An 18337-nucleotide genomic window follows, 5' to 3' on the forward strand; every position below is an offset into this window, starting at 1 on the left:
AACGTCATTTATCTGCGGTTTGTCCCAAAGGGATACGATTCGTAACATTTCGAAATTCGGGTGGCCGGTGGGGTGACGTGTCAGCTGGGTTTAAAGGAGCGCTTTCAGGAGCGCGGGAAGATCCGAACGTACGACGAGAGCGAGCGGGGTCTCGCTCATCTTCCCTGAATGAGTGATGACTAGGGCATGAGGAGGGGTGTTATTTTCCAGCCCAGCGAATATGCGCCATGCCTGAACCACCGTCATCTCGCGGGAGCGAACGAGAATCTCATCCTCCGCTTCAGAGAATTTGATGACCTCACCAAGCGAAGCGTGTTCGACGGCGGCTCCCGAGAACGCCTTGTACTCGGACGAAAGCCAGCGGGCTACCGCGTTCGTGGTGATTAGTGCCAAAGCGCCATCGCTCATGCGAACAGGAGCCTGTGAGAAGTTGTAGTCCCGCACTAGGTCGAGGAACTCCGCAGAGTCGTTTGCTTCGTCAAGCACGTTCACTCGTTGACTCGACATCACCGAAGCGACTCGAGGTGGATTCTCGAGCTGGTCCGCGATTCGTTCAAACGCCTCGACGACTCGGTCTCTAGGATCCGCGATCGGATCCCCGGTGTGTGAGCCTCATGTGTGAAGGATCAAGTTGCGCAGTTGTGCATATTCGAGAAGTGCCTCGCGAGTAAGCGCCACTAAAAGTTTGCTTTCTCGCACGCGTTTCGAGAAGGAGACGTAGTCGGTGTCAGACTGCTTTTCTTCGAGCTGCCGGTCAACCCTGTTATATGCCTCGATGAAGCGTGCGGCGTTGGACAGTCTTGGTTCACTCATTGCTCGGTAATCTTCTCTACGTCTGAACTGATTTGGTGCTTTATCTAATCGATTTGGTCGTGATGGACTTCGTCTCCAGGAGCGTGCGGGAAATTAGAGATCTCCGACAAGAGCTCAGCAGAGATAACCCAGGGGTTGTTGTCGTTGCCGATCAGCTCGATCAGTACCGCGTCTGCGTCTTGCTCCAGTACGCGGAACGTATCGCCGATGTTGAAGGACACACCTTGGTCGCTCTCGGCCGCAACTGCAACCGTGAAGCTTGAAGTCAGAGGCGTGCCCTCGTACTCAGTCTGTCCCCGTCGTACCGCGAACAGCTTCACAGCGTATTTCTTGAGAGTGGGGGAGGCCTGTTGGATACCGGCGAGGGCCGCTCCGCCCGCAATTAGCAAGGCACCACCTGTTGCTGCAGCTAATCTCATTGCGTTCCTTGGCCCGCCAACTCGCTTGATGAGGGTTGTGATTACCTGATATCCACCCAAATTGCTCATCATGAACCTCTCCCATAAAACGTGAGCCTAATCCTAGCGAGATGGAGACAAGCCGCTTTGGTATCAGAGCCGGGTAGGCTGCGAGAAAGTGGTGGACGAAAGTCAAGCGAGACAGCCACTGAGTGAACGCGACTACCGCATGATTAAGCAAAGGTAATTGGTATGACAAGCCAGGACTCATGGTGCAACAAGCTGTATTTTCCCAACGGGAGATACAGACTAGGCGGGATGTTCTGTCGTCTTGAATGTGATCATGACGGGGACCATTGGTGCGAGTATCAGGACGAGATAGAGTCTTGACCACTTGAAGAGAGCTTTGGCAACGCTTTATTGCTTTCCGATAAAACTATGTCGATTAAGGAGAAGACACATGGAACGCGAAGAACTCCAAGCCGCGGTTGACGAACTGATGCGCCAGTATCATGCTGAAGAAATCGACGCGAATACGTACTCGCAGCAAATGATGGAGCTGACAGCGGCTGCGCAGGAGGAATGACCGATATGTCGATTCCCGGGCGCAATTGCGACCAGCATAAGTTCGGTTAGCGAAATGTGGTGTTCAACCGCAGAGATCATGTGTCTCCGTTGAACATGGCGAAAAGGTTGTTCGTAGACCTGTCGACCACAGCTTGAGGCGCTGAATCCCTCCGGCTTACTTAGTGTTTGGATGGGAGCGTCGCTCACACCCGCGCTCAGTGGGAAGTTTTGCCGATGTACGCGGTCCTGTGTGGACAAGTGTCTGTGGCGGACCCGCGCCCCGCACCATTGCTGTATCGACTTCGGGCAGGCCCGGCCAACACCGGCTGGCGCTCGCCGAAGCAATACGCACCGGAGGGCCACCATGCCAATTACTACAGTCCCACGCTCGGGAGACGACCCGCGACGCCTGCCTGACTGGTGCAGGCGCATCTCGATCCGTCGGCTGCGGTTCCTATATATGATGCGTCGCCTCTTTCGAGAGGAGCGAGGTGCCGTGACTGCGGAGTACGCGCTCATCATCATGGCAGCCGTTGGATTCGCCGGCCTGCTCATTCTGATCATGCAGTCTGGCGAGGTGCAGGCGATCCTGATGAACCTCGTGCAGCGGGCGCTGAACTCTGGCGGGTAGGGAGCGTGATGCGCCGGCTGGTCCGGCTGCGGTGCCGATTGCGGTGTCTGCTGCGCGAAGAGCGGGGGAGCGCGACCGCCGAACTCGCGATCACGCTGCCGCTCGTGCTGCTGGTGTTTGGCGTGGTGGTCGGCGGGGTAGCGCTCGCCGCACACCGCGTCGGGCTCACGAGTCTCGCTGCCGAGGTGGCGCGGCTCGAAGCGCGGGGCGATGCCGCGCTTGCCCAGTCGCGCATCGCTTCGTTCCCCGGGAACCCCGGTATTCAGCGCAGCCAGAGCGGAGGCATTCTCTGCGTCACAGCCATCACGAGCCCTGGCTCCGGGCTGCTGCAGGCGATCCGCCTCACTGCTCGTGGCTGCGCAGCCGTGATCGAAAGTGACTCATGAGCGTCCCCATCGCGATCGGCTGCGTGGCCGCGATCGTCATCTGCGGCGGAATCATCCTCGCCGCCACCCACCACTCCATCGCCGCGGCCGCCGCCGCCGGCGCTGCAGACTCTGCTGCGCTCGCTGCAGCCGATGCCCTCGCTGGCTATCTCGACGCAGAACCGTGTGCCATCGCCCAAACGGTGGCCGCCGCAGTCGGTGCCTCGATCACGGAATGCGTTGTGAACGAGGTCACTGCATCCGTATTAATAGGGGCGCGGATCCCGACAGCCCTCGGTGGGGTCAACGGGACGGCGCGTGCTGGCCAGCCGGTGACATGATTATGGCGTGCGTCTAGTACAGCCCTGCGCGCGTCCACCCGAGGCGCCTCATCGCGCCGTCGATGCGGTCGTACACGAAGCGACTGTCGAAGTCGACGGCCTGGACGCCGTCGAGCGTCAGATAACGGCCCTTTTACACGTGGCGGACCACGCCGTACTGCTTCTGGAACGACGCCCCAAATCCTAGGCTCTGGGCCAGCGCGCTCACGTACCCGTACCTGCGGGTGGCCTCGTCGAGGTACACCAGGACGTCCATCTCAACTCGGAGCGGCGACAATACGAGGACGACGCCCTGCGTCGGGTTCACACTGACGACCTGTACCTTCACCGTCGCCGGGTCCTGCCACTCCATCTGCAGGGAGGGGCTGCTGAGCGCCAGCACTGCAGTCGCCGCTTCGTCCGTTGCAGGGCCGCCAGGGCCTGGCCGCATCACCATTCCATCGAGCACGCGTGAGACGATCCAGAACACCAGCGCAACGATCAACGACGTGAATCCTAGGATTCCAGACACCAGGCCCCACGGCAGGAGTCGCTCCCACCGGCCAGAAGTCTCGAGTGAGGCAGCCGTTGCACCGTCAGCGCCAAGCCCCAGCCTTGCAATCCCTGCGAAAGGAATACTGCGAACGCGACAAAGAGCACCCCACCGGCGATGCCGACGATCTTGGCTGCTGTCTTCAAAGTTGGCCCCCACTCCTCGTAATCTCACCAGTTTGGCACAGCGCAAGGCGGTGCTTCGTCCTGCGGCTTGACAGCTTCGAGTTCTAGCTGCGCGCTCGGCTGCGCCTGCCGTCGTTGAGGCCATCGCCAGGTATCTTGCTTCATTGCCCAAGCGGTTGCAGCCGGATTCGGGGCCTTGAGAATTCAGCATCCAAAGAAGCATGGTGCGTCATCGGTTGAAACATGTACACCCAACTGTCCGCACCTCGAAGATCAAGATGCGATGCTCGCCGCCTCGCTGCAGCTCAGGGGTGTAGTACCCGCTCTAACCTGGGCTTTCCGCAGAGCCGCTCTCATCGCCTACCTAGCCTTCACCTCACCAAACTGCCAAATTGGATGTCTCGCTAATCGCCGTGTCCAGTTTTCGATGTTTCCAGAAAGCTGGGCGAAGTGGTTCTGTGTTAATTTCGTCGTATATTCCGTCACTCAGTGTGGAGATTCAGGAGGTACGCGATGAATGGCCTAATCGTCGCTTCGGCCCGACGCATAGATGAGATCCGAGCCGCGGATCGAGCGCGAGACTCGATTCTGGAAGCGTTAGATGCTGAGATTTCTGGGGTGCGCCCGCTGATCGCAAGGTCCTGGTACCGCAGCAGGGCCGCTGGTGTGGACGGTTCGACCGATCGAGGCATGTTCGATGCCGGTCGAGTCGACGAGTACACACTTAGCGCTGCAGAACCTCACCTACGCAAGCTCGACGAGGTTGCGTCGGATCTTGGCGGCTACGTAAGTCTGACTGCTCCGAACGGGGCTCTCATCCATCCAAAGTTCTTACGGTCGGATGACAGCTTTCCTGAAGGGTATTTGCTGCTCGAGGAGAACTGCGGCAGTAACGGTGAGGGTCTTGCTTTAGAGGAAGGGCGGGGCGTCTGGCTCGCGCCTGAGGAACATTTCCGCGAGGATATGCGTGGGAACTGGTGTTTTGGCTCTCTCATTAGAGACCCATTCCACAATCGAGTACGTGCGGTCGTGGGGCTAACCTTTCCAGCGGCAGGTTTGTCCCGAATGGACCCCCGTTCGACGCTACTCATGCTCGAGGGCGTGTCTTCTCGAATCGAACAGGAAATCGCAACCAGGACCTCTTCAAAAGAGCGAGCATTACTTGATCAGTACTTGACGATGACTCGACGACGAGGTGATACTCCGATCATCGCGATGGACGGAAAGAATTCGCTGATGAATGCCACTGCAATCTCGCAGCTTCAGGATAATGACTTAGCAATCATCGAGGGCTATGCGAAATCCGTCATGTCTTCTGGCCGATCGAGCACGGTAACGGCGACGCTGGGGAGTGTTGGGTTAGCTGAACTGACGCTGATTGCGGTGCAGCTTCCAGGTGCAAGCGTTGGGGCTATCGTGACGGTGCGGGCTCGAGGCGTTCAGCGGACACTGCGTCGTATGAAGAGCGCAAACGTGATGCCAGAAACTGAGCCAGAATCATTCGCTCTGACTCAGTTGCGTCAACGCTTTGTAGGTGCAAGCGACGAGTTCGAGGCGATGATCGGCATGGCTGCCCGTGCAGTTGAACAGTCCCGGTCAGCGGTCATCATAGGTGAAGCCGGCACAGGGAAACGCCGACTTGCCGGAGCTATCGCTGCTCTCCGCGGCAGCAGCGTGTTTGTTGACGCGCGTCACCGCAGCGGCTCGATGTCGTTGACAGAAGAAGTGACAAAGTCGCTCGTAGCAAGTCCTGACACACTGGTGATCGGCCATGCTGACGAATTGAATCAGCTTGATGGGATTGATATCGTGCGTGCGCTTGGAGCGCACCCAACGACGAAGGTAATTCTTACCGCCTATCGAGCAACTCCCACCACTCTCCGCATTGCTGAGTTTTGTGGAGCTCTCGAGGTCGAAATTGCTCCGCTGCGTAATCGCCGTGAGGACATCCCGCTCTTGGCGAACGCTATCGCTGCTGATCTCGGCGATAAGACGATCTCACGGAAAACGTTGTCGGCCTTTATGAATTCTGAATGGGAGCGCAACATCGAGCAGCTGCGCTCCGTCGTAATCAACACGGTTGAACGTGCCCGTGGTGTCGAGGCGACAATGGACGATCTGCCGATCTCGTTCCAACGTGTGGTTTCGACGGGGCGGTTGTCCCGACTTGAAGAGGCCGAATACAGCGAGCTGCGCAGCGCCCTGCGGGAGGCAAAAGGCAACCGCCGTCTTGCAGCTTCGATGCTGCAGATCGGTCGCTCGACGCTGTACCGACGGATGGACTTCTTCCGGAGTCGGGGTCTCGACCTCTAACTCGATCTGCATTCGCTGCTGAGGCAGCTTCCCGCATAGGCGTACCGCTGAGACCGTGCTTTCCACGGTCTCAGCGGTACGCCTATTTTTGCGCTTCCAGGTGTACCGATCTGGGACGTTTCGAGCACGCCGGTGGGAGATGAAATAGACACGCCCCGCGAACAGAACATTGTTTCGGCCGCGAATGAAACTCGTCACAGAAGAGAACAGGAATGCTGCACATGAACAGCGAAAGACAGGGAACCATCCTGGTTGCGCCCCACCACTTCCCCGATCTCGACCGCGAGCACGCTCTCGCAGAAGAACTCAACTACGAATTGGTCGCCGCGAGCGATGAGGAGGCGTTCCACGAGAGTCTCGTCGATGCGGATGTCGTGATGATCACGCCCTACGCCAAACTGACGGCCAGCGATTTCCCCACTATGAAGCGTTGCAAGGCGGTGATTCGATACGGGATTGGCTACGACAACATCGACGTTGACGCCGCATCTGCATCGAGCATCCCCGTCTCGATCGTGCCTGGCACTGCTTCAGAAGAAGTCGCCTCGCACGCCTTCTCAATGGGCCTGGCACTTGCTCGACGACTTCCCGCAGGTGATGAGGCGATTCGTGATTTCGCTTGGGGCGGCATTATCGGCTACGACACCCCTGTGCTATCGCAACTCGAAGTAGGTGTTGTAGGACTTGGCCGCATCGGTGCACATGCTGCGCGCATGTACGCTGCGGTAGGCGCTCAGGTGCGCGCCTACGACCCGTTTGTTGCGGAGAGCGAATTCGAACTTGCGGACCTCACCGACATTCTTGAGAACTCGGATGTGGTGTCGCTTCATCTCCCTCTCACTGATAGCACCTGGAACCTGGTCTCGGGCAGTGTACTTGCGCGTATGCGCCGGGGCTCGGTCATCGTGAATGTGTCCCGCGGCGGACTTGTTGACGAAGTGGCGCTAGCTGAAGCACTGATCAACGGCCATATCGCTGGTGCTGGAATCGACACGTTCGCACAGGAGCCGCTTGACGCCGAACACCCGCTGCGAAATGCACCGAACACGATCCTGACACCACATATTGCGTGGCGGTCCAACCGATCTACGGGTGCGCTGCAGGAGGGCGCGGTCGACCGTGTCCGCCGCGCACTCACTGGCAAGCCGCTGATCGACCTCGTGAATTGAAGAACTGGGAGCTAACGACGTGAATACAAACCCCGCCATCGAACGCCGCGCTCATGACGTGCTGGTGGAAGATCCACACCTTCGCCGCGGACCGCGCGGCTTTCCCCTGCTGCCAGGCGGCTACGGCCGGTCGACCTATTTCACCGGAGAACCTAGTCCGTACGCGATTCGCGGCACTGGGTTCCGGGTGTGGGACGATCGCGGACGCGAACTCTTCGATGCAAACAACAACTTCACTTCGCTAATCCACGGGAACGCACACCCTGAGATCACAGAAGCCGCCATAAAAGCGCTCTCGGCAGGCTCCAGTTGGGGCATTCCGAACCTTTGGGAGTGGGAGCTTGCTGAACTTCTACTGAAACGGCTGCCATCACTCGACCAGGTCCGCTTCACGAACTCCGGTACGGAAGCTGTGATGTCTGCGCTGCGTATTGCAAGGGGCGCCACCGGACGTGACAAAATCATCGCCACCAAGGGCGGGTATCACGGCACCTCAGACGTCGCGTTGGTGCCAGGCGGACCTGCTTACACCAAGGGTGTACCGCAGGGGGTCATTGACGATGTGACCTCTGTGCCTTTGAACAACATCGAGTTCATGACACAGGCCATTGAATCGGCCCCTGACGAGTACGCAGCAATCATCCTAGATCTCCTGCCGAACAGGGCTGGCCTGATTAGCGTCTCTGAAGAGTTTGTGCGTGCAGCGCGCGAACTCGCCACCAAGCACGGAATAGTGCTGATCATCGATGAGACGATCAGTCTCCGCCTCGGGTACAACGGTTTGAGCGGCGAATATGGTGTGGCACCCGATCTGCTTACGACCGGGAAGCTCATCGGCGGAGGCTTCCCAGTCGGTGCGGTTGCTGGTCGCGGCGAGCTAATGGCACAAGTCGATCCAACCCGCGCGGGCAGCTTGCCGCATGGTGGAACGTTCTCAGGCAACCCAGTGAGCATGGCCGCAGGAGCCGTTGCTGTGCGCCTCTACGACGAGGGGCAGGTGTCCCGTCTGAACAGTCTCGGCGACGCAGTACGCGAGACCGTCAGCAAGCGCATCACTGATGCAGGATGGGAGGTTCGCGGACGCGGATCCTTGCTCCGCGCGGTACCCGCTGGGGCCGAAAAAATGACCGAAGAGTTGCAGCATCGCCTTTGGTGGGCGAGCTACGAACGTGGGCTGCTCGGCTCCCCAGCGAACTTGCTCTCACTCTCAACAGCTATGGACGGCAATGTTTGCGCGGACATTGCTGATCGACTCGCTGATGCCGTTAACTCCGTAGCCGCTGGCACCGACCGCGTCTGATCAGAAAGCAACGAACACAATGAAACTTGTTTCCTACATTCACACCTCTGGAACACGTGGTGGAGTACTCATTGGCTCAACCGTTCATGACCTTGAACGGCTACTCGCGAGCAGCGATGCAGCCGATCGCGGAGCACCGAGCTCTGTCAAAGAGTTCCTTTTAGTCTATGGAGATCGCCTCTCCGAATTCGGGGATGCCCTAGTCAGCGCCAGCGCGAACGAACTTAGTACCCGTGTTGGCCTGATTTCTGAGGTTGGACTCCTTGGCCCGGTGACAGATCCGGCAAAAGTGCTGTGCGTTGGTCTTAACTACAAAGATCATGTTGCCGAGACAGGTCGCGCGCTGCCCAAGTTCCCCGACATATTCACGAAATTTGCCTCTACGCTTATCGGCGCGTTCGACGAGATTCGCGGTGCTGAGATCAGCGACAATCTTGATTTTGAGGGTGAAGTCGCCGTAGTAATTGGGCGCAAAGCATCGATGGTCAGTGAAGACGACGCCCTCGACTACGTTGCCGGCCTCGCGCCGTTGAACGATGTCACCGCACGTGACCTGCAGTACCGCGGCACACAGTGGACAGCGGGCAAGGCAGTCGACGGATCAACTCCATGGGGCCCGGCGCTCGTGACCCTCGATGAGATCGGCGACCCACAGACGCTCGAACTTGTTACGCGTGTGAACGACGTTGAAATGCAGCGCTCGAACACGAGCCATCAAATCTTTCCGATCGCCACGATCATTTCGTACCTCTCAAGTTTCCTCACGCTTGAACCTGGGGATGTGATCGCCACGGGTACCCCACAGGGGATTGGTGCCAAGCGTACCCCGCCCGTTTGGATCACCCCTGGTGACACCGTCGAAATTGAAATCGAACGCGTTGGCACATTGCGCAACCGCGTTGCCTCGGTCTGATCCGAATCTCGGCAAGCTTCCATTACGTAACCTACCCACGAAAGCGCACACATAATGAGTCAAATTCTCACGGGCACCGACGAAGCCCGATATCGCATCGCCGTCGACACCGGTGGTACCTTCACTGACGTCGTTGTTGGCTCCAGCCTCGGGGGCATTGCTGTCGGCAAGGCGCTCACCACCTACGATCGTGTCTTTACCGGATTCGAAGCCTCAGTCCGTCGCGCAGCCGAGTCTGTCGGCTGGGATAGTGACACTGTGCTCCGCAACGCGGATGTCATCGTCTATGGCACAACCCACGCCACTAATGCCGTGCTCACAGGCAAAGTGGCGAAAACCGCACTGCTCACGACAGCTGGATTTGCAGACACCCTGCTACTCCGCGAGGGGGGTCGTCGTGAAGCATTCGACTCCAAAGCTGCATACCCGCCGGCATACATTCCACGAAACCAGACTTTCGAAATCACCGAACGGCTATCTGCCGAGGGTGAAGTGATCGTGCCCCTCGATGAGGAGCGTACCCGCGAGGTACTGCGCACGCTTGCCGCAGACGGAACCGAAGCGATCGCGGTTGGCTTCCTCTGGTCGATCATCAACGATGCGCACGAGCGTCGCGTCGGCGAGTTGATCGAAGAAGAGCTGCCAGGCATTCCGTATACGCTTTCGAACGAGGCAAATCCAACCATTCGTGAATACCGACGTACATCAGCAGCCGCGATTGATGCGTCGTTGAAGCCGTTGATGGCGGCTCACCTTGGCAATCTTCGAGCTGACTTGCTCGAATGTGGCTTCTCGGGCGACCTACTGGTCGTGACTTCTGAAGGCGCCGTGCTTGATGTAGCAGACGTGCTCAACCGCCCCGTGCTGCTGCTCAACTCCGGTCCCTCGATGGCGCCGTTGGTCGGCGCCGCTGCCGCTCCGGATCGCGACACCGTTGTCGTCTGCGACATGGGAGGCACGACGTTCGACGTCTCCCTGGTTGAGAACGGCCTCGTGCGACACACGCGCGAGGCATGGCTCGGAGAACCGTTCGTTGGCCACCTCACAGGCCTGTCTTCTGTTGCAGTAACAAGCATCGGTGCAGGTGGCGGCAGCATTGCGTGGATCGATAACGGCGGGCTGCTGCGCGTTGGCCCGCAGAGCGCTCGCAGTATTCCTGGACCAGCGGCATATGGCCGGGGCGGTGAAGAACCAACTGTGACCGATGCCTGCGTTGCCCTTGGATACCTCGACGCACAGGGATTCGAAGGCGGGTTTGTTCTTGACCGGGAAGCAGCAACGCGAGCGATTGAGAGCCGGATTTCGGGAGCTCTCGGCCGGGACGCTCTTCAGTCTGCTCAGGCAATCCTCGATGTGTCGGCGAACCACATGGCGACTGCGATCCGTCAGTCATCACTTGAACAGGGCGTCGACCCACGCGGTGCTTTGATTGTCGCTGGCGGAGGCGCTGGCGCGATGGTGGCAGCAGCCATTGGTGCTCTGCTCGAAGCAGACACAGTGTTGATTCCGGCAACCGCTGGTGTGCTCGCAGCTTACGGCGCGCATCGTGCGCCGATTGCGACCGAATTCCTCTCGCCATTACACAATGACACCCGTGCATTCGATGTGAAATCTGCGGCCGAGGCACTGCGCGATCTTTCCGGCAAAGCTGCAGGCTTCGCTGATCGTTTCAGAGGTACCGACGCAGCGATCTCTTACTTCGTCGATGCGCGGTACCCCGGTCAGGCTTGGGACCTCCGGGTAATTCTTGATGAAGCGCCTGCCGCGGAACTCGCGGCAGAGATCGTCGAACAGGCATTCCACGTCGAGCACGATCGCCGCAACGGAACCCATGATCCAGACAGCCGTGTTGAGATCATTACCTGGGGCGTACGCGTCGAGATTCCGCGCCCGGAACTGGCCGCACACACTAGCTCCAGTGTTTCCACGCCCGAGGTTCATCGCACTGACGACATCGTGTTCGGCGGTAAGTCCTACTCAACCGCTCGCTACCGCGGCGTGACATTGAGCCCAGGTGAGCGGATTTCAGGCCCTGCGGTCATCGACCAGCCAACGACCACCATCGTGGTTCCACCGGAGTGGGACGCCCAGCTCGACGACCGATCCAACATTTACCTCACACGCAAGGAGGCGTGACATGACACGCGAATTCGACCCGGTGAAGCTCTCTGTGCTCGCCAATGCTTTTGACGGCATCGTCCGTGAAATGACGAGTGGACTGCTTCGTTCCGCACGATCATCAGTGATAAACACCGCGCGTGACTTTTCGTGTGCGGTGCTCACCGCCGACAACCAGCTGCTGGCAGCGGCCGAAGGGGTGCCAGTGCATGTGTTCGGTGCCGGCCCGTTGGGTGAAGACATGGTGGAACTCCACGACGACATCCGTGAAGGTGACGCGTTTCTCCATAACGATCCCTACCGAGGTAATTCACACGCCGCCGACCACTGCATTCTGGTCCCGATTTTTATCGAGGGACGCCACCTCTTCACCGCGGTGACAAAGGCGCACCAGGCGGACTGTGGCAACTCGCTCCCGACCACTTTCTTCGCGACCGCTCGCGACGTGTACGAAGAAGGTGCGCTCATCTTCCCATGTGTGCGAGTGCAGCGTGATTACAACGACATCGACGACATCGTACGTATGTGCCGGGCGCGGATCCGCGTTCCTGACCAGTGGTTCGGCGACTACCTCGCCTCGGTTGGTGCATCACGTATTGCCGAGCGACGTATCCAAGAACTCGCTGAAAAGTTTGGAGCAGACGACCTGGTCGAGTTTGTTGACGCGTGGTTCGATTACTCGGAGCGGCTGACCCAGGCTGCGATTGAAACGCTGCCAAGTACGGAACTTCACGGAGCATCTGCGCACGACCCGTTCCCGGGCACCGGTCCTGAAGGGGTACCACTGCAAGCAACGATTGCGGTGAAACCGGGAGAAGGACGAATCTCTATCGACCTGCGTGAAAACCCCGACAACTTGCCCAATGGCCTTAACCTAACGCGGGCAACGGCAACCGGGGCCGCGCTCGCAGGCATCCTCTCTGGTATGCCTGAAAACCTTCCGAGTAACGCTGGCACGTTCCGACGAATCGAGGTACAGTTGCGCGACGGTTGCGCCGTTGGCGTACCCCAGCACCCGTTCTCATGCTCCTCAGGAACAACTAACCTCGCAGATCGCGTGGTGAATCTAGTGCAGGCAGCCTTCGCGCAGATCGATGACGGATATGGTGCTGCAGAGGGTGCTGCCGGGCAAGCCCCGGCGAAGTCTGTGATTTCGGGCGTTGATGAGCGCAATGGCAACGCTTACGTGAATCAGATCCTTGTTGGCGGCGTTGGTGGCCCTGCAACCCCATTCGTTGATGGCTGGCCGACTTACCAGCGTCCAGTATGCGGTGCGCTCCTTTACCACGACAGCGTCGAGGTCGACGAGCAGCGCTACCCGATCTTGGTGCACGAGCGCACGCTTGTTGCAGATACTGGCGGCGCAGGTCGCCAGCGCGGTGGTCTCGCGACGCGAGTTGTGTTGGAAGCACGCGATGATGAAGTCACCCTGACATACGGCATTGAAGGAAAGTTGAACCCGCCAAAGGGAGTTCGTGGCGGACACGGCGGTTCTGAGCCAGAAGCGTGGGCTATTGACCCTGCATCGGGCGAGCGAAAGGAGATCCCAATTGTTGGTCGCTATGACTTGCGCCGCGGAGAAAAGGTAGTCTCGATTACCCCCGGTGGTGGCGGCTATGGTGATCCGCTGGAACGCGCAGCAACGGCTGTGCTGATCGATGTCGAGGATTTGCGTGTGACGCTTGAAACCGCCCTCGAGGTCTACGGCGTTGTCATCTCCGATGGCGTGATCGACACTGATGCAACGTTTAAGCGACGACGCGAGCTTTTGGCTGCGCGTTGACGGAGTGTCCCAGAATGGGACATGCACAGCCCGGATAGTTCTGAGACTGTAGTACCACTGAACGGGCGGACCGCTAAGGTTCGCCCGTTCGTTTCTCAGGACAGTGAACACTTTGCTGTCCTTCCCACGAGTCGTAACGAAGTGTGCGGCTCATCGAGAAATGTTATTGACGGAGAAAAACATGGAACCCATTCGAGTCGGAATCATTGGCGTCGGAAACGTTCTGAACCAGTACCTCGACAAAATCGGGGTACACCCTGATGTTCACATCGTTGCCCTGGCGGATGTGAACGAGGCAGCGGTCATCGCGCGTGCGCAGGAGTACGGTGTGAGTAAGGCCTTGAGCCCAGACGAACTACTAGCTGATCCTGAGATTGAGCTTGTGCTCAATCTCACCCCGCCTAGGCTTCACGCCCCGGTGAGTTTGCAGGCGATCGCTGCGGGAAAGCATGTGCTGTCTGAGAAGCCGTTCGCTACCTCTCTTGAGGAAGCACAGCAGATCCTCGACGCAGCTAAGGCCGCCGGTGTATATGTCGGTTCTGCGCCGACCACCTTCTTGGGTTCTGGTGCCCAGACCAGTCGCAAGTTGATCGACGATGGTTGGATCGGCGAACCAATTGCGGCATTCGGATCCTTTGTGAATCGCGGCTACGAGCACTGGCACCCGAACGTTGACCCGTTCTACAGTCCAGGCGCTGGACCGATGCTCGATATCGGGCCGTACCTCATTACGAACCTTGTAAATATTTTCGGGCCAGTGCAACGTGTTTCGGCTTCCGCGGCGAAATCTTCAGAGACCCGGCCTCGTCCTAACGGCACCGGTGGATACGAAGGCGAGATCGTGATTCAAACCCCGACACATATTTCGGGATCGATTGACTTCGAGTCGGGAGCTGTTGCCACAGTGATACTGAGCTGGGACGTATGGAACCACAATTTGCCCCACTTCGAAATCTATGGCACGGGAGGCTCAATCTCGGCGCCGAACCCGGATCACTTCGACGGAGCACCCGTTCTGCGTCGCGGTGAAGCACGTGATTTGTCGCTCGACATGACTCCTCCAGGAGGCGGCGACTGGCGCGAGACCGCGTTGACACATCGTGATGATGCGTATCGTGGGATCGGACTTGCCGAGTTCGGGCATGCGATTCGCGCAGGCGTTGAACCGCGAACGGGCGGAGCTTTCGCTTTTCACGTGCTCGAAGTGCTGCTCGCGTTTGAGCAATCATCTCAGGGCGGTCACCACGTCGACATTGCTAGCACCTGCGAACGCCCGCGTCCGCTTCCCTCGGTTGGGCCGCACGAACCTTATCGATTCGACTGATATTAGAACAGTACGCCCCGGCCTCGGCCGGGGCGTACTGTTCTCTCAACAATGGGAGAAGACCGATGCTACAACGTAGAGTTCAGAACAGGTCAGCCCGTGGTCAACTGACTGTTGGCGAACTAGTGTCTAGGCCGCACCTTGGCCTTGAACTCGCTGCGGGGGCTGCCGGACTTGAACGGCGGGTTCAATGGACGCATACGTCAGAACTCGAAGATCCCGGTCCGTGGCTTGAAGGTGGTGAGCTGCTGATAGTCAATGGCTTTGGGATTCCGGAAGATGCTCCTGGCCAGACTGAGTATGTTCGTCGCCTCGCCCGACATCGGCTTGCTGGTGTTGCAGTGAGTGTTCGCGCCCCGGAGCTTACTTCGGAAATGCTCGCGGTTGCGGACGAACTTGGTTTCCCAGTGATGAGGATTCCACGCCAGGTTCCATTCATCGAACTCTCGTATTTCGTCGCCAATGCGAGCGAACGCTCGACTCGAGATCGGCTCGCCAAGCACCTCCATATATTCGATACGCTCCGGTTGCGGAACACGATCAACAGTGATGTCCCAGACATCTACCGCCAGCTCGAACAAATCTCCGGGTACCGGCTTGCGCTTGTTTCTCCTTCCGGCCAGGCATTGCTTGATGAATGGCCATGGGTACCTGAGATCGATTGGGGAGATCGACTCGACTCGACAGACCTGAGGGTTGTGCCAGGTGGTTATCTAGTCCCGCTCGTTGTCGGGGATCGGGTCACTGCCTATCTTGTGGGCATTGAAGACAACGACCTGTTACCTGAGGGGCTTGCAGCGCTTCAGCACGTGAGTACGCTCGCTGCTCTGGACGCCGTTGAGGATCAGCGCAGGCGTGAGTCTGAACACCGCATCGGGGCTTCAGCTTTGGCCAGAGCGTTGGAACAGGAAACGCCGCAGGAGGAGATCGAGCGGGAGCTTTACGAATCTGGACTTGTCAGGGAAGTGCCGTTCCGGCTGATTGCGTTCGGTCGGATTGCGCATGCAGTTCCCGAAACGCGCGCGCGGGATTGGCTCGCGGATCGACGGATTCGCCATGCGATTCTCTGGCAGGAACAACTCATCTGCATGCTGCAATGTGATGACGCGCAGCTCGCCGAGCTCAGTAGCGCTTTAGACGTCTCCATCGGTGCGAGCCCAACGAGTATGAACGTCGCTGAGATTCCGAGAATGCTGCGGCAGGCACGCTGGTCGTTGAGCCTTGCCGATGAGCATCAGGCTCCTGAGATTATTTTTACCGAGCAACAGCTTGGGCTTGCGCGTTGGCTGAATCCAGATGCCAAGACGATAGATCGGATTGCCGAAGATACCCTACGGCCGTTGTTCGAACACGACACTAGTCACGGGTCCGATCTTGTCGACACACTCGCTGTGTATTTCAAACAGAACGGTCGCATGCGAGCGGCTGCCGGTGTGCTTTTTGTGCATGAACATACACTGCGATACCGGTTGAGCCGAATTGAACAACTAACAGGCAAGAGTTTAAAGACTATGCGTGAATCATTCGAGCTCTGGCTCGCAGTAGAAGTTCAAGATCTGTTCGCTCGCAACGAGGAATAGCGCCCCAAACCGCTGGTATCAAAGTGGGACACTTTCGAGTTCATACGAAGTGGGAGCCTAAACCGGTACGCGTCGTCACCGGTCGACGACCCCGCTTCGAACTTTAGGAGAACCCATGAACAGCACGGCCGCAGCCGTCGCAGGTATTGGTGACCCCAAGGCGCCTGTTCGGCGTCGTACCGTCGCCCAAGCGATTATCGAATATCTACAGGTGCAGTACAGCGATTTCGACGGTGAACGCCGTCGTTTGATTCCCGGCATGTACGGAATCTTCGGCCACGGGAACTCTGTCGGGCTCGCGCAGGGCATTGACGAATATGGCGTTGACTTCCCACATTATCCGGGCAAGAACGAGCAGAGCATGGTGCACGCAGCCATTGGCTTTGCGAAAGCATCAAACCGTGCCGCAACACTCGCGTGTACCGCTTCAGCCGGCCCCGGCTCAACGAATATGGTGACCGGTGCTGCAACAGCCACGACGAACCGGTTGCCTGTGTTGCTCTTCCCGGCCGACACCATTAACAATCGGTTTGGCGACCCAGTGCTGCAGCAGATTGAGCATCCGATCGAACGCGATGTATCGGCAAACGACTGCTTCCGGCCGGTGAGTAGATACTTCGACCGTATTACCCACCCTGGCCAGCTGCTTTCCACGCTTCCTGAAGCAATGCGTGTGCTGACAGATCCCGTCGAGACAGGCGCAGTCGTTGTCTGTCTTCCTCAGGACGTGCAAGGAATGGAGTTCGACTTCCCGGAGGCATTCTTTACTCCACGAGTCTGGCACATTCGTCGCCGTTCCGCAGTAGAGGAAGAACTCATCGGTGCGGCTGAGATTATTGCTGCATCGAAGCGGCCAATCATTGTGGCCGGTGGTGGAGTGCGCTATTCAAAAGCGCAGAAGGCGTTGGCTGATTTTAGCGATCGCTTTGGCATCCCGGTCGTTGAGACCTATGCAGGCAAGGGCGCAGGCCCGATTGGTGCGCTCGGTCTCGGCGCTCTTGGCGTGACCGGTACCGTTGGCGGCAACCAGATTGCAGGGGACGCCGATTGCGTGATTACGGTCGGCACTCGTCTGCAAGACTTCATTACCGCATCGCACTCGATTTTCAGTCACCCTGACGTGAAGATCGTGAACCTGAACGTCGGTTCGTTTGACGCGCATAAGATGGGCTCATATCCAGTAGTTGGTGACGCGAAACGCTCATTGCTGGCAATACACGAGAAGCTTGTTGAGATTAACTTCGCTCCGGTTGATTCATACCCGGAGGAGATTGCGGCGGCTCAGGAGAAGACTCGCAAGGCACGCGAGTACGACCTTCAGGATTTTGCCAACGAGAAAATGAGCCAAGCTCAGGTGATCAATGTGCTCAACGAGCGCATCACCGCACAGGATGCGCTTGTGCTTGGCTCGGGCGGTGTTGTCGAGGGTATCCACAAGGCTTGGGATCCTTCCAACGGCGCTGAGATTCACTTCGAATATGCGAACTCCTGCATGGGCCATGAGATCCCAGCTGGACTCGGCTACAAGCTTGCCCAGCCTGATAGTGATGGCGAGGTGTATGTGCTGATCGGTGACGGCACCTATTACATGCAGCCGACCGAGCTCATCACTGCGGTGCAGGAAAAGCAGAAGATCATCGTGATCGTGATTGATAACCGTGGGCACCAGTGCATCTGGCCGCTCCAGGCTGCCAAGGGCGGCGGGCAGGAATTCGGTACTCAGTTGCGCGAACGTAACCCAGTTTCCGGACGGCTTGACGGACCGATCGTAGACGTCGACATCGCGGCGAACGCTGCGAGCATGGGTGCTGCAGCGTGGTCAACCAACACGGTCGAAGAATTCACAGCAGCTCTCGAAGAGGCGAACTCGGTCTCCGGCCCGGCCGTCATCGTGGCAAACGTCGAACAGTTCCGCTATTTGTCAGGAAATGGCGCGTTCTGGGATGTTGGTGTGCCAATGACCTCCCAGCGTGAAGTTACTCGTGAGGGCGTCGCGAAGCATCTCGCCGGACGCGAACGTCAACGCTATTACAGCGCGACGGTTGCTCCAAGCGAGAACTAGGAG

Annotated in this window: 16 protein-coding genes; 13 read left to right on the forward strand and 3 right to left on the reverse strand. The window is 58.4% G+C overall.

Annotated elements, in window-relative coordinates:
- Window positions 1–90: 90 nt before the first annotated feature.
- A complete protein-coding gene (locus ICL81_RS00220) occupies window positions 91–507 on the reverse strand; it encodes a hypothetical protein (RefSeq protein WP_188022974.1) in 417 nt (138 codons plus the stop codon).
- Between the two features lie 350 nt (window positions 508–857).
- Window positions 858–1232, reverse strand: a complete 375-nt coding sequence (locus ICL81_RS00225) for a hypothetical protein (protein ID WP_188022973.1) — start codon at window positions 1230–1232, stop codon at window positions 858–860.
- Window positions 1233–1671: 439 nt separating this feature from the next.
- Here ICL81_RS00225 and ICL81_RS11870 point away from each other — a divergent pair, with 439 nt between their 5' ends.
- The 4 genes from ICL81_RS11870 to ICL81_RS00240 all read left to right on the forward strand — a co-directional run bounded on the left by ICL81_RS11870 (window position 1672) and on the right by ICL81_RS00240 (window position 3115).
- Window positions 1672–1797 (forward strand): hypothetical protein, encoded by a 126-nt coding sequence (locus tag ICL81_RS11870; RefSeq protein ID WP_255498777.1) that lies wholly within the window; start codon window positions 1672–1674, stop codon window positions 1795–1797.
- 444 nt (window positions 1798–2241) lie between these two features.
- Complete coding sequence (locus ICL81_RS00230; RefSeq protein ID WP_188023037.1) at window positions 2242–2409, forward strand: DUF4244 domain-containing protein; 168 nt, start codon at window positions 2242–2244, stop codon at window positions 2407–2409.
- An 8-nt stretch (window positions 2410–2417) separates the two neighbouring features.
- Entirely contained in the window at window positions 2418–2795 is a 378-nt protein-coding gene (locus ICL81_RS00235; protein WP_188033020.1) for a TadE/TadG family type IV pilus assembly protein, read from the forward strand.
- The gene (locus tag ICL81_RS00240) at window positions 2792–3115 is read left to right on the forward strand and encodes an Rv3654c family TadE-like protein (protein WP_188022972.1); all 324 of its coding nucleotides are present in this window, start codon (window positions 2792–2794) and stop codon (window positions 3113–3115) included. Before ICL81_RS00235 ends, ICL81_RS00240 begins: the two co-directional genes overlap by 4 nt.
- A gap of 133 nt (window positions 3116–3248) precedes the next feature.
- Here ICL81_RS00240 and ICL81_RS00245 read toward each other — a convergent pair whose 3' ends face one another.
- Entirely contained in the window at window positions 3249–3626 is a 378-nt protein-coding gene (locus ICL81_RS00245) for a hypothetical protein (RefSeq protein ID WP_215394720.1), read from the reverse strand.
- Between the two features lie 812 nt (window positions 3627–4438).
- On the opposite strand from ICL81_RS00245, the gene ICL81_RS00250 reads away from it, so the two are divergent.
- The 9 genes from ICL81_RS00250 (at window position 4439) to iolD (ending at window position 18334) form a co-directional block, all read left to right on the forward strand.
- Window positions 4439–6085, forward strand: coding sequence for a helix-turn-helix domain-containing protein (locus tag ICL81_RS00250; protein ID WP_353055369.1), 1647 nt, complete (start codon window positions 4439–4441; stop codon window positions 6083–6085).
- A gap of 221 nt (window positions 6086–6306) precedes the next feature.
- Window positions 6307–7254 carry a C-terminal binding protein gene (locus tag ICL81_RS00255; protein ID WP_188033021.1) on the forward strand — a complete coding sequence of 316 codons (948 nt, stop codon included), beginning with the start codon at window positions 6307–6309 and terminating at the stop codon, window positions 7252–7254.
- A gap of 19 nt (window positions 7255–7273) precedes the next feature.
- Window positions 7274–8554 (forward strand): aminotransferase class III-fold pyridoxal phosphate-dependent enzyme, encoded by a 1281-nt coding sequence (locus tag ICL81_RS00260; protein ID WP_188022969.1) that lies wholly within the window; start codon window positions 7274–7276, stop codon window positions 8552–8554.
- A gap of 19 nt (window positions 8555–8573) precedes the next feature.
- Entirely contained in the window at window positions 8574–9467 is an 894-nt protein-coding gene (locus ICL81_RS00265; RefSeq protein WP_188022968.1) for a fumarylacetoacetate hydrolase family protein, read from the forward strand.
- A 54-nt stretch (window positions 9468–9521) separates the two neighbouring features.
- A complete protein-coding gene (locus ICL81_RS00270) occupies window positions 9522–11603 on the forward strand; it encodes a hydantoinase/oxoprolinase family protein (RefSeq protein ID WP_188022967.1) in 2082 nt (693 codons plus the stop codon).
- A gap of 1 nt (window position 11604) precedes the next feature.
- Window positions 11605–13368, forward strand: a complete 1764-nt coding sequence (locus tag ICL81_RS00275; protein WP_188033022.1) for a hydantoinase B/oxoprolinase family protein — start codon at window positions 11605–11607, stop codon at window positions 13366–13368.
- Window positions 13369–13549: 181 nt separating this feature from the next.
- Window positions 13550–14692, forward strand: a complete 1143-nt coding sequence (locus ICL81_RS00280; RefSeq protein WP_188022965.1) for a Gfo/Idh/MocA family protein — start codon at window positions 13550–13552, stop codon at window positions 14690–14692.
- A 125-nt stretch (window positions 14693–14817) separates the two neighbouring features.
- Entirely contained in the window at window positions 14818–16272 is a 1455-nt protein-coding gene (locus ICL81_RS00285; protein WP_188033023.1) for a PucR family transcriptional regulator, read from the forward strand.
- Between the two features lie 115 nt (window positions 16273–16387).
- On the forward strand, window positions 16388–18334 hold the full coding sequence (iolD, locus tag ICL81_RS00290) for a 3D-(3,5/4)-trihydroxycyclohexane-1,2-dione acylhydrolase (decyclizing) (RefSeq protein ID WP_188033024.1): 1947 nt from the start codon (window positions 16388–16390) through the stop codon (window positions 18332–18334).
- The last annotated feature ends 3 nt before the right edge of the window (window positions 18335–18337 follow it).

Source organism: Leucobacter sp. cx-328 (genome assembly GCF_014530035.1).
Lineage (GTDB): Bacteria > Actinomycetota > Actinomycetes > Actinomycetales > Microbacteriaceae > Leucobacter.